The organism is Embleya hyalina, from assembly GCF_003967355.1.
Taxonomy (GTDB): Bacteria; Actinomycetota; Actinomycetes; order Streptomycetales; family Streptomycetaceae; genus Embleya; species Embleya hyalina.
In genome coordinates this window covers 1-13,084 of sequence record NZ_BIFH01000041.1, presented here as the reverse complement: position 1 = coordinate 13,084, position 13,084 = coordinate 1, and the positions used below count along the sequence as shown (strand labels likewise).

At 71.5% G+C, this 13,084-nt stretch carries 8 protein-coding genes; 6 read left to right on the top strand and 2 right to left on the bottom strand.

What is annotated here, in order from left to right; all coding sequences use genetic code 11:
* Positions 1-62: 62 nt before the first annotated feature.
* From EMA17_RS40935 to EMA17_RS40915, 5 genes are all read left to right on the top strand, one after another.
* The gene (locus tag EMA17_RS40935; RefSeq protein WP_246127223.1) at positions 63-1,310 is read left to right on the top strand and encodes a serine/threonine-protein kinase; all 1,248 of its coding nucleotides are present in this window, start codon (positions 63-65) and stop codon (positions 1,308-1,310) included.
* A 227-nt stretch (positions 1,311-1,537) separates the two neighbouring features.
* Positions 1,538-3,301 (top strand): SidA/IucD/PvdA family monooxygenase, encoded by a 1,764-nt coding sequence (locus EMA17_RS56165; RefSeq protein ID WP_371863119.1) that lies wholly within the window; start codon positions 1,538-1,540, stop codon positions 3,299-3,301.
* Positions 3,302-3,914: 613 nt separating this feature from the next.
* The gene (locus EMA17_RS40925) at positions 3,915-4,871 is read left to right on the top strand and encodes a sensor histidine kinase (protein ID WP_160161743.1); all 957 of its coding nucleotides are present in this window, start codon (positions 3,915-3,917) and stop codon (positions 4,869-4,871) included.
* Between the two features lie 187 nt (positions 4,872-5,058).
* Positions 5,059-5,763 carry a response regulator gene (locus EMA17_RS40920; protein ID WP_126642321.1) on the top strand — a complete coding sequence of 235 codons (705 nt, stop codon included), beginning with the start codon at positions 5,059-5,061 and terminating at the stop codon, positions 5,761-5,763.
* A gap of 159 nt (positions 5,764-5,922) precedes the next feature.
* Entirely contained in the window at positions 5,923-7,446 is a 1,524-nt protein-coding gene (locus tag EMA17_RS40915) for a nitrilase-related carbon-nitrogen hydrolase (protein ID WP_126642320.1), read from the top strand.
* Between the two features lie 272 nt (positions 7,447-7,718).
* Here EMA17_RS40915 and EMA17_RS40910 read toward each other — a convergent pair whose 3' ends face one another.
* Positions 7,719-8,726, bottom strand: coding sequence for an outer membrane protein assembly factor BamB family protein (locus EMA17_RS40910; protein ID WP_160161742.1), 1,008 nt, complete (start codon positions 8,724-8,726; stop codon positions 7,719-7,721).
* A 2,043-nt stretch (positions 8,727-10,769) separates the two neighbouring features.
* Between EMA17_RS40910 and EMA17_RS40900 the strand changes: the two genes are divergently transcribed.
* Positions 10,770-11,390, top strand: a complete 621-nt coding sequence (locus EMA17_RS40900; protein WP_126642318.1) for a hypothetical protein — start codon at positions 10,770-10,772, stop codon at positions 11,388-11,390.
* 314 nt (positions 11,391-11,704) lie between these two features.
* On the opposite strand, the gene EMA17_RS40895 is transcribed toward EMA17_RS40900, so the two are convergent.
* Positions 11,705-12,799 (bottom strand): barstar family protein, encoded by a 1,095-nt coding sequence (locus tag EMA17_RS40895; RefSeq protein ID WP_126642317.1) that lies wholly within the window; start codon positions 12,797-12,799, stop codon positions 11,705-11,707.
* Between the last annotated feature and the right edge of the window lie 285 nt (positions 12,800-13,084).

The window sequence follows — 13,084 nt, the reverse complement described above, 5'->3', positions numbered from 1 at the left end:
CGGCGACTCGCATCCGCCGGCCGGCGCCCACCCGAGGGATGGCCTTCGATGAACACCACCCGATGAACGCCCCGAACGCCCCCGGCACACCACCCCCCACCGCGATCCGACTCGACCCGCTGAGCCGCGACGACCCGGACCGCCTCGGCGACTACCGTCTGATCGGCCGACTCGCCTCCGGTGGCATGGGTCGCCTGTACCTGGGACGCTCGACCGCGGACGGCAGTCTGGCCGCCGTCAAGACGCTGCTCGCCCAGGGGGGAATCGGGGAGGTCGAGCGTCGCCGGTTCGCCCGCGAGGTCGAGCTCGCACAGCGCGTACGCGGCGAGCACACGGCGCGAGTCCTGGCCGCCGACCCCGAGGCGGCCCGTCCGTGGATGGCGATCCGGTACATTCCGGCCCCCTCGCTCGCCGAACTCGTCGCGTCCCGAGGCCCCGCCGACGAGGCGTGTGTGCGTCGACTGGGCGCAAGTTGTGCCGCGGTATTGCTGGGTCTGCACGAGATGGGCATCGTGCATCGTGATCTCAAGCCGCAGAACATGCTGCTGCCGAGCGCGGGCCTGAGGTTGATCGACTTCGGCATCTCGCACGCCGCAGACATCACCCGGACTCACCTGACCCTCGGCACCATCGCGTTCACCTCTCCCGAACAGGCTCGGGGCGAGCCGTCCACCGCAGCGTCGGACGTCTACTCGCTCGGGGCCACGCTCTTCCACCTCGCCGTCGGGCGTCCGCCATACCCGGAGACAGGGAACGACCTGCGCCTGCTGGCTCTGGTCGCCCGAGCCCGGGTCGATCCGACCGATGTACCCGCCGGACTCCGGGAGTTGATTCTTTCCTGCCTGGTTCTCGAACCGGACGATCGGCCACGGACTGCGGACCTGCTCGGCGCGTTGACCGAGCCGGGGTCGTCGCCGTCCCTGCCGAACGCCGCCGACTTGCGCATCCCCGACGGCTGGCGCGCACTGATAGACGCCTACGAACACGAGGGCCGCCAACTCGACGCGGCAGGACCGCCTTTCGCCCGCCCCACGATCGCCACCGCACGGCCGGGGCCGCCCTCGCCGACGCGACCTGTCGTCACCCGAGTCGATCGCACCATGCCCGAACCGGCGTGCCGGAGACGTTCCGGACCCCGGCTCGACGAACCCGCAGACCTCCCGCGCAGGTTCATCGGCCTGTCCTCGGACGGGTGGCGGGCCGCGGCGAAGGCGAGCACCGCACTGACCGTACTCGTCGTCTACACCGTGCTGCTGCTCGCCGTCCTCGCGGTGGTGGTCGTCATCGTCGTCGCGGTCGCCCGCGAATGATCCCCGTCGGGATCGCCCTTCCCGACACGCTCGCAGGCCCCACAGTCGCCGCCGCCGCTCGGTCCACCATCGGCGGTCGACGCGGACCGCAGTGTCGACTCGCTCTCGCCCGATCGCGCCGGCCGCCCCTGACATTTCGAGCGTAGGGCGATCCCGGGCCGGGAGGACGTCACCGGCTTCCGTAACGCCGAGCGGCCTGCCGGCCTGCCGCCGGCGCGGACCCGGCCGTGGTGAGGATCCCGTCGACGACGAGGTGGCGCGCGTGCGCGCCCGTACCGGTCGATGGACGTGCAGGATGGGCCGATCTCGGCACCGGCCATCGGGGCAGGGCAGGGCTCCCGTCGAGCACGCGCGACCGCACGTCAAGCCCGTTGCTCGGGGCCTCGACGTCCGGGGCGGGGACGTCTTCGCACGGTGCCCCGACGACCCTGGCCCCCCTCGGGGCGCCTGTCCGCGCGGACGGTGACGATCTCGTCGTTCGGGAAAATCGACTGGCGCCGCAGGAGGCCGAGAGGGTGATCGACCATCTGCGCGACAGAGGCTCGGGGGCGCTCTTCCTGGAGAAGCAACCCGAGTTCGGCCGGCATCGGGGCATGCTTGTGGACGGCGCGACCATGCAGGTCTCCTTCCTCGAGGACCTTGCCACGATGCGCAACCCCACCACCGACTTCGGCTTCGTCGCGTATCCGCACTCGATCGGGCGCCTCGTCGACTTCGTCAACCACAAGGTGTTCTTCCCGCTGCGGGCGGAGTTCCACGGCTACCTCGAATGGGCCGCGGCGCGCGTCTCCCACCAGGTCCGCTACGGCGCCGAAGTCGTCGCCGTGGAACCGGTCCCGACGGACGGTGAGATCACCGCGTACAACGTGGTCGTAGCCGGTGACCCGCGCGGAAGAAACCCGAATCCGTCTCGCCGGTTCGGCGGGACGAGATGTGGAGATACCCGCGTTGGGAAAAGGCGTTCGGCTCGACCCCATCGGGCGCTCGGGGGTGCCGATGCGCAGTGCCTGTCGGTTCCTGCATCGGAGTGGCGGTATCCGTCCTCTCCTCGGCAGCGATCAATGGCTCGGAGCATTTTTGCCATCCGCAGGCTCAATGACGGAACACACGAACTTTCCATATGGTGGCAGCCCAACCGAAGGATCGTAGCGGTATGGCCGGTGAGCCGATTTCGGGCGAGCCATGGAATGGCACTGGAAAGTTGTCGATCCCGAAGGGCCAGGTCACGGCATGCTGCACGGGGCTGTGAGGCCGGCGACGCCGCCCTTTCCAGGGTTGACCATGAGCTATACGCACAGGGTGCGGACCCCGGACGATGGGGACATCAGGTTGTGCCGGTGATCGATTCGTGCGACACACCCGCTGCCCGAAGGATGGTCTTCAGGGAAACGAGCACGGTTCTCGGTCATCGAGGATGGCCGGCGTCGTATACAAGACGCATCCGGCAAGTCCGTCGCAGGTTGCGTGGTTCCTCTCGGAGCAGTCGACGGCAAGGCGCCCCAACGCCCGCAGGCCGACCCCGACATGACCGTGGAAGCGTTCGCGGAATTCCGCAGCGGTCCCGGAGACCGAGACCGGTCCGAATTCACCGAGCCTGCAACGGCCATGGGCCTCGATGGGAAGTCCGCAGGCATGCAATTGATGTAGCGGGCGGGCACCTTCGCCCGGCCGGCGCGCCGCGCCGCAGGAAGGCGCGGCGGATCGCACGTCAGTGCGCAACGGATACGCGGCCACGAGCGCGGCCCACATCCGGTTCGGCGTCGGTACGACCTTCGGCATCACCCCTCGGACGATCCGCGCTCGGCCGCGAGAACCAGCCAGGGTCCCGGTCGGGCGCAACTCCTCCTTCACCCGCCGAAATGCAACCGTGGGCATGGGATTTCCGCCAACGGAAGGACAATGCCATGACCCTGGATCACACCAACGACACGAAGCCGCAGACGAGTTCATGGCGCGGGTTGTTGGCCGCCGTTGCACGGCGCCCGCCCTGATGGGCAGCCTCGGTGGTCGGCACAGGCAGGATCCTGTGCCCGGCGTGCCCGCCCTTGTCGGCGTCGCGCGCGTCGGCCCGCGCCGCGGTCGTTCACCGACGGCAAACAGCCGCCGAAACCGCCCACCCCCGCCGCGCCCCCGAGCCCACCGGCGACTGGAGCGCGACTGTGTCCGGTCGATGTTCCCGCGCGGCTCGTGTTCGACGCGCAGCGAGATGCGCCCGTACGATTCGTTCGTCACCCGCGGCGGATGATTCCCCACACGGGAGGCCCTGTTGTCGCCGGTGCCCCGGACGCGCGATCGGCCGCGTCGGCGAAGCCGGGCTCCGCGATTCCCGGTCACAGACGGAGGGCCGCGTCCACGGTGCCCCGACCGCGCGTCAGGTCACCGGCCGGGTCCCCGCGGTCCACGGTGGGCAGCGCACCACCCGCCGAACCCTTCGAAACCATCCCGGGCGGGGATCCGGCCCGGCCGGTGCGGTCCATCCCGTGTTGGCCCGACCGGCGGCGGCACCGAGACTGCGATCCGATACATTCCGGCACGCGGACCGCAGGCGACGGGAGCGATGTGGAACGTGCGGCGACGGCCATCCGACGACTCGCGGTGCGCCGCGTGCCGAATTTGCGCGTCGTGGGCGTGTCGCCTCGCCGGGCCGACGCGGCGATCACCGGCGCGGTTCTGCTCGGCGCGGTCCTGCCGATCGTCGTCGTACCGCCGATCGTGTGGTGGACCCTGTTCGCCGCCGTCGCGACCGCGCTGCCGCTGCTGTGGCGCCGCCGCGCGCCGATCGCCGCCTCCGTCGTCGTGGGCGCGGCCACCACCGTCCTCGCGCTCGACCGGCAGCTCCCGCCACTCCCGTACGGGGCACTGGTGTGCGCCTACACCATCGCGGCCTCCGCCCCGTCCCCCCGCCGCACCGCGACCCTCGTGGCCGGCACCACGGCCGTCGCGCTGTCCCTCGTCGTGGCCCACGAGGAAACGCCCTACTACGCGTACACGGGCATGGAATTCGCCACCGCCCTCGCGCTGGGAAACGGCACCCGTGCGCGCCGCGCCCGGATCGAGGCGCTGGACGAGCGGGCCCGACGCCTCGACGAGGAACGCTTCGCCGCCGCCGCGCGCGAGCGCACCCGGATCGCGCGGGACATGCACGACGTGCTCACCCACTCTGTGGGCCTGATGCTCGTACAGGCCGACGCCGGACCTGTCGTGGTCCGCAGCGATCCCGAACGCGCGGAGGCCATCTTCGCCGCCATCTCCCGGACCGGACGCGAGGCCGTCGGGCAACTCCGGCAGATCCTCGGCGTGCTGCGCGTCGACGAGGAGATCACGACCCGGGGCGCCCAGCCCGGGATCGACGCCGTCGCGGACCTGGTCGAGCGCGTCCGTCGAGCGGGATTCGACGCCACGTTCGAACGGCACGGCGCCCCCGTCCCGGTGCCGAGCGACGTCGGCCTCGCCGCCTACCGAATCGTCCAGGAGTCGATCACCAACACCCTCAAGCACGCGCGCGCCATCGCCTGCGAGTCGACCTGCACTGGTCGGAGTCGGCCGTGCGGGTCACCGTGAGCGACAACGGACGCGGCCCCGACGGCGGCGATACCGGATCTCCCGGTTACGGCATCATCGGCATGCGCGAGCGCGTCGCGGCCTGCGGCGGTCGGCTGCGCGTGGGAAGGAACCCGGACGGAAACGGGTTCACGGTGGACGCGACGCTCCCCACCGGGGCGGAGCGCCCGGAACGGGGGAAACGAGCATGACCGAGACCAGGGCGACGGCCCGGGTGGGACCGCCGGGCGGCGCCGTCGTGCGGGTGGTGGTCGCCGACGACCAGGAACTGTTTCGCGGCGGCTTCTCGCTGATCCTCGGTGCCGAACCGGACATCGAGGTCGTGGGGGAGGCCGCCAACGGCGCGGAGGCGGTGCGCGTGACCGAGGCCCTACGCCCCGACGTGGTGCTGATGGACATCCGGATGCCTGCCCTCGACGGGGTCGAGGCGACAACGAGGATCCGCGCCACGACCTCGGCGAAGGTTCTCGTGCTGACCATGTTCGACGACGACGAGTACGTGCACGACGCGCTCAAGGCCGGCGCGAGCGGCTTCCTGCTCAAGGACATGGACCGCCACGACCTGATCCGCGCCGTGCGGGTGGTCGCGGCGGGGGAGTCGCTGCTCGCGCCGACCGTGACCCGCAGGCTGATCGACACGCTGGCCGGCACCGGCCGGCCCGTGCCCCGCCTCGCCGCCCGCCTCGGCGAACTCACGGCACGCGAGACCGACACCCTGCGCCTGCTCGCCGCGGGCCTGACCAACGCGGAGATCGCCGAGGCCCTGGTCGTGAGCGAACACACCGTCAAGACCCACGTGAGCAGCGTGCTGACCAAGCTCGGGTTGCGCGACCGTGCGCAGGCCGTCGTCTTCGGCTACGAATCGGGACTGGTCGTACCCGGCGACGGCTGAGACCCGGGCGGCCCCGCCTCCCTCCGGCCGGCGAGCCCGGGTTCACCCGCGGCGGCGATCCGCCGGACCCCCGCGGGCGACAGCATCGGAGAGTCGTCCGCTCCCGCCGCAGTCGGCGGAGGCGGAGGACACCCGCCGCTCGTGAGGAGTCCCGAATCCATGTCTGCCCTCGACCGCACCCGAACCCCGCCCACCGTCGGCCTCGACGCGCCTCCCCCGCCGCCGTCGCGGGGGCGGCGGATCCCGCTCGCTGCGGCGACCGCGCTGCTCTCGGCGGCCCTGTTCCGCTTCGGCACCGGCCTGGAACCGCTGTCGTGGCTCACCTGGCTCGCGCCGCTGCCCGTCCTTCTGCTCGCTCCGCGCGTCGGCGCCCGGTGGTGCGCGGCGGTCGCGTTCGCCGCGTGGCTGGGCGGCGAGACCGGCGTGTGGACGTACTACCGCGACGAGGACAAGCTGATGATGCCGCTGCCCGCGGCACTGGGGATCTTCGTGGGCACCGCCGCGATCTTCGCACTCGTGGTGCTGCTCGTTCGCCGACTGCTGCTGCGCCGCCGCTTCGTGCTCGCCGCAACGGCCCTGCCCGCAGCCTGGGCGGGACTGGAGTGGGTGGTCTCCGCCGCGACACCCAACGGTGCTTTCTGGAGCCTCGCGTACACCCAGGCCGACGTGCTCCCCGTGTTGCAGACCGCGTCGGCCACCGGCCCCTGGGGCATCACCTTTCTGGTCCTGGGCGTGCCGGCGGTCGTCGCCACGTGCCTGGCGCCCGCGATCACGGTGCGATCCCGCTGGATCGTGGGTGCCGTCGCCGGTGTCGTGCTGGCCGGAGCGCTGGGGTACGGCGCCGTCCGGCTGAATACGATCGGCGGGTCGAACAATCGCGTGAAGGTGGGCCTGGTGTCCACGTCCCGGGACGCCGAGGCGATACCCGTCGGCACCACTCGAGGGCGCGCGCTGTTGACCGATTACCTGGCGCAGATCAGCCGCCTGGCCGACCGGGGCGCGCGTGTGGTCCTGCTCTCCGAGAACACCTTCGAGGCGGACGAGCGCACGCTGCCCGAACTCTCCGACCCGCTTGCCGCGCTGGCCGTGGAGCGGCGCGTCGACATCGTCGTGGGCGTGCGGCTGACCACCGGTGGCGCGCTGTACAACACCGCGCTCGACTTCCCCGCCGGCGGGGGCGCGCCCGTGAGCTATCGCAAGCACCACATGGTTCCCGGACAGGAGGACGAGTTCACCGCCGGTGAGGGCGTCGCGTTCATGGCCGGGACGGGCCCGCGTGTGGGGTTGACCATCTGCAAGGACATGGACTTCCCCGGCCTCATGCGCGAGTACGGCGACCGCGGGACCCGACTGCTGCTCGCCCCGGCGTGGGACTTCGACACCGACGGGTGGCTCCACAGCCGCATGGCGGTCACCCGGGGCGTGGAGAACGGCTTCGCCGTCGCCCGCACGGCACGTCGAGGCGCGTTGGTGGTCAGCGACCTCAACGGCCGCGTGATCGCCGACAGCACCACCGGTGGCCGGTCCCCGTTCACCACCGCGCTGGCCGATGTCGAACTGTCCGGCTCCAAGACCCTCTACACCCGATTCGGCGACTGGTTCGCGTGGGCGGCGATGGCGATGCTCGCCGCCGCCGTGATCGGCGCGTTCGCCGGCAACGGCCGATCGACGCGCCGCCACTGACCCGAACGCCGGGCTCGCGCCACCCCCTTGCCGGGCTTGGCGTTCGGCTTCCGCACTGCCGCTCCGCCGAGGACGTCCCGCCGTCCCGCCGCGTCGCCGCCCGTGTCCGCTCAGCGACGCGGAATCTGGGCGGTCGACGCGGGATCGACCCCGACCTTCGCGTCGGTGAAGCGATCGGTGACCCACGCCTACGGGGCGAGGGGTCTGGTCGTCGTGACATGGCGAGGCCGGTGAGCCGGCGGCGTCCCGCGTCGCTCCGAAGCCGCGCAACGTCAGCCCGCGCGGGTCCGGAAGACGAACGCCCGGGTGCCGTCGACCACCAGGGCATGGTCCGTGCCCAGCGGCAGCGGCAGATCGTCGACGTCCAGGTCGCGAGCGAGGACCTGCTTGCTGCGCACGTCGAGGGCGATCGTGGTGCCGGCCCGGGTGCGTCCGTACAGGACGCCTCCGACGATGGCGTTCGGGGTGAACGAGATCTCGTCGTCGCTCTGTTGCCACAGGGTGCGGCCCGATGCCGGTTCCCAGGCGGTGCTTCGTGCACTGTCCGTTTCGGCGCCTTCGCCGCCCAGGACCACCACGCTGCCCGTCGGGTCGGTGACCAGGACGGAGAGCGACTTCGGGGAGGGGCCGGTGGCGGTCAGCGCACCGGTGACCGGGTCGTACAGGCCCACGAGTCGGCCCGAGGGGCGCTTCATCCATGCGATGACCAGCTTGCCGTTCACGGTGCCGACGACATCGGGCGCGTAGGTGGAGCGAAGTTGCAGCGGGTCGGTGTTCGCGGGCGTCCGGACCGTGTCGGTGTCCCATCGCCGTGCGCCCGTCGAGGCGTCGAACGCGACGAGCCTGCGGTGCCGGCTCAGGGTGTCGTCCTTGACGTCCTCGAACGTGAAAACGGTGCCCTCGACCAGGATCGGGCTCTCGCCCGCGCCGACGACGACGGCCGTGCGCCCCCTGGTGGAAATGGAGCAGTCGTCGCCCGGCTCGCAGGTGAAAACACGACCGGGGCCAAAGTCGTCGGCGCGCCGCACCCCGACGGAGGTGTTCCTCGTGCCGGTGGGTTCGATGATCCAGCCGTCCTGGACCCGTGCCTCGCCGCCACCGGGAAGTTCCACCGCGCCGATCCGCTCGCCGCGTTCGTCCCAGGCCTGGACGGTGCGGAAGGACGTTTCCCCGGTGAGACCGTCGGAGGGGACGACCCGTTCCCCGCGCACGACGATCGCCGGCTTGCCCAGCCAGGTCTCGCCCGTGACGACGCCGTCCAAGGTCAACGTCTTCCGCACGTTCCCCGTGGTGATGTCGCGCAACGCGACGGCAACACCCCCGCCGCTCCCTGGGCGCGATGGGCCGGCGACGACAACGGTTCGGTTCCCCAACGCGAACACCGGCCGACTGGGCCCGGTTGCGTGCTCGTCGGCCGATTCCCAGGACCACAAGGGCTTCGCCTCGAGACCGGGCAGGGTCGGACCCTGATAGGCGGGTTCGGTACGCGCCCCCGGGCGATCGGGCCGGGCGGCTCCGGGTCCGCGCCCGGGGGAGGAGGTACAGGCGGACGATACGGCGACCACCGCGGTGCCGAGCACCGCCACTGTGACCGCTCGAACGACGTAACCACGCATCGGACCCCCGTAATTCGATCTTTCCCGTCCGCGCCGAACGATAGAGCGCGGCCCCGAACGAGCCCGGCGGCGATCGGTTCGTGAACGGCACGGGTTCAACCGGATACGCGCTTGCGACAAGGCTGCCGGCACCCACGGGCGCTCGTGGTCGGCCGGCGAGGGAAGAGACCACCGTCCGGTTCCCGGTCGTACCACGGGATTTCGCAGTGGTCGGCGAGCGACCGCGGCGACCGCGTGCGGTACTTCTCCGGGTTCGGGGCGCGGAGGGGCCGAGGGTGTTGTGTGGGTCGTGTGGCCGGCGCCCCGAGGGGACGGCCGGCCGTTCCGTCGACGAGGGCGCTCGGGCCCACACGCGAACGCCTCGCGACACATCCCATGATGGCGGGCGCGACCACACCCGACGGGGCACCGCGCCGGTCGCGCCGCCGAATCCGCCCGATGGATGCATCACGGGTTCGGGCGCCGCCGGCGGCGCTGCCGACGACACCCCGCACGACGCGGCCCGGAGCCACGACCCGGCAAACGCTTCGGCAGGGCCGGAAGGGACCACGGATACCTACGACGGTGGTGTACCTAAATCGGTGTTCGGTACCAGCGCCGGTGTACGTACGGTTCCACGAGGAGGATCCCGACCCCTGCGGTCGCTGCGACGGCCGCGCCGGCGGGCGTTGCCCACCCGGCGGCGAGGACGCCGGCCGCGACCAGTAGGGGGCGCATCATGGTCAGCGGGCCGAGTCCGGTGAGGACGGCGAACGTGGCGAGGCGAAACGCCCTTCGACACCTTCCGCGACCCGCGGGCGCGGCGCGAACTGGTTGCCGAGACGTTCCGGGGTGACGGCTGGGAGGTGCCGCGGATGGTCGCCGCGACGCGGGAGGCGGAGGACCTGTTCTTCGACGTCGTCAGCCGGATACGGATGCCGCGCTGGTCGCGGGAACGGGTCGCGCCGGGATGTGACGATGGACCCGCTGCTCGCCGCCGCCCTGACCGCCCTCGACATCACCGATGAACCACACCCCGTGACCGCGCACCACACCCACGCCTGGCGAGCCGGCCGCTGGAAGATCAAGACGACCACCGAACCGGACGGCGCGACCCTTCTGCTCCACGAGGCCCGCGCCGTGTGGCTGCTGCACGCCGAGGGCCTGCACATCCCGCCGGCGCCGAACACGGACGTGTCGGTGACGGCGTCCGGACCGCGGTGGGGTTCCTGCCCGGCGTCGACCTGTGGCAGTGGTGCGCCCCGGGTCGAGTCCCCGACCCACCCGCCGACTTCGCCCGCCGCCTCCTGGACAGCGCACCCGACACCCACATCCACCTCACCCCCACCGACGAACACCACGCCCTGGCCGGAGCCCTGCGCCGGGCCTGGACCGGCACCCCACCCGAGACCACCCGCGACGTCGGCCCGATCGTCTACCTCGACGACCTCCTCCAGGACATTGCCACCGGGTCGCCACCGCGTCCCACTGTCCCGCGCACGCCCATGGCCCGCGCCGGAACTCGAAACCCTCCTCGAGCAGACGGCCCGAGAGCAGACGCCACGCCGCACCTGACACCGCACCGGCCTGCCCCCGCGCTCCCCGCGCGACCGGTGCTCGTCTCGATGCCGGCCGTCGGAAGTGTGCCTCGAATGCGAGAGACTTCGGCCCGACGGTGGTCATGATGGGCACCGTCGTACCGACGCCGTTCCTCGAGGGAGTGTCCCCATGGACGAGTTGCGCACCGACGTGCTGTACGCCGCCGAGCCGCTGATCGACGACACCTACGATCTCGACGACTTCGCCGGCGACCCGACGTATCCGGTGCGGATCATGGATCCCCGCCCGTGGGTCATGACCAGGTTTTCGGCCGATGCCCAGCGCTTCACGTGGCGGCCGGCCGAGCCCGGTGCGGGCATCGGGGACGGCGAGGTCGTGGGCATCCCCTGCCTGTCCTGGGGGAGTTACACCATCGACGACCCGGCCCCGGGCGCGGATACCCTCCTGTGGGTCCAACCCTGGGAGCCGTTGCCCACCGACGAACAGGCCGCGGCCGAGGAGTTCACCCGTCGCTTCCGCGAGATCCACGCCCTTCCCATAGGTACACCGCTCGCCCGGAACTACCTGTCACTGATGCCGCTGGCACGCGAGTCGATCCTGTGCCCCTGGCCGGACCTGGCCCGATACCGCGCCACCCACGACACCACCGCCGAAGCGGCCGAAGCACGCGCGCGTGCGCGCGACCGCCACTGGGACCGGATCCGGCGCCGGCTCGTCGCCTTGCGCCGATCCGGGGTCGAACCCGACACGATCAACGCCCTGCTCGACCACGTCCGGCCCACCGGATGAGCCGGGATGCCGGTACGGCGCTTCGCGAAGAAGACGACGGCGCATCGGGGACGTGCCCGCGTCCGCGGGAGCGCCGAGGTCGACGGTGGCGTTCCGTGGTCCACCCGACGGGACGGATCGGATCCTCCGCGAAGGGGTGTTCAGTGGCGCCTATCCAGTAGAACCGGTCGAACTCGCGTGTCCGACACGACACTCGCCCGAGCTCGGGCCGGCGGCGTGTCGAGGCGAGCGGGTCGTATCACGCGGCAGCCCGGAACGTCGAACAAGCGTTGCCCCCGATGCCAGGGCCAATGACCGGCGCGGTCCGTGGTGGCTCATGCCAGGGTGACATTCACGCCTTTGTCGGTCAGGACGTCGAGGACTTCCGCGATCAGGTCCCGGGACTGGCCGTCCGGGGTCAGCAACCGGGACAGGTGGTCGCGTGCGGTTGCGAAATCGCGCCAGAGCAGGTTCGCGGGGGCGGTATAGCCGAAGCCGCCGCGCAGACAGTCGAGGAGGGCGTCCAGGCAACCGCCGAAGTAGCCGCCCGGCCCGTTGACCGCCTCGCCGAGGGCGAGGTAGAGACCCGGTACGTCGGTGATGTACCGGCCGTCGAGTTCGAAGGCGTGACCGGCCGGCCGATTACGGACGGTCCGCCGACAGGCCCGTTCACGGACGAGGTCGAGCCAGGCTTCGCGGCGCCGGGTGTCGAGGCCGACCCAGGTGCCCGGGGTGTCCGGCGATCCGGCGAACCAGCGTTCCCAGATGGGCCGAGCGTATGCGGGAACGGGTGTGAGGAAGCCGCCGTCGAGCTCCAGGTCGATCAGATCCGTCCCGTAGGGGGACCGTCGCCAGGAGCCGACTCTGGCCCACAGCAGTCGATCGGTGAGGGGCTCGCCACGATCGTCGGCTATCTCCAAGGCGGCCTCCCGTAACTCCAACGCCTTTCGGGTGCCCTTGAGGAGCGCCGCCCGGAGTCGTTCGCTCGGGACGAGCCCCCGAAGGACGAGCGCCGGTGGTGACTGTACCGCCGGCAGGATGCGGGTGAATTCCCGGCAGGAGCCCAGCCACCGGTACCCGTCGTGCAGTCGGGCAGGGCCCCTGTATCCCTCGGGCGGACCTTCGTAGTCATCCAGGCCGGTGAGCACGAGAGCGTCCGTTCCGAGCTGCCGCCCCGGACTCTCGGCGTCCTCCAACAGCCAGGGATCCAGCGCGCTGTCCTCCGGCACCAGCCACACTCGGGTGCCGACCCAACCGCGTACCTCGGCGCGAGGAACCCAGCCGAACAACTCGTAGGTCCCGCGCCGGGGTTCCCCGAACAGCCCCGCCACCTCGGCGCAGACGCCCCAGAGATGGCCGTGCTCCGTCTCGACCAACGTGTACCGCGTCCGGCTGCGATGGCTCCCGTTCTCGTGCACGGTGGGAATCATGCCGGAACCGGGACCCTGCGGCGACGCCATTTCTCCCGCTGTCAACCACGAAGTCTCGAGACCCTGCGATCGATGACCGCCCCAGTGCGGTCTAGGCAGTGGCGGCCCGGGTCGGCGAAGGACGGCAGCAGGTAGCGGGGCGGGCGTTGCGGGTGGTGGGGCGGGAGGGTGCGTGGTCGAGGATGTCGAGCACGGTGCGCCCACAAAGCCGACACCACCTACCCAGCCGAGTTCCCCGGTCCTCGGTCGGGTCGTCGACGTTCGGCAAGCCGTCCGCCCGGGCTA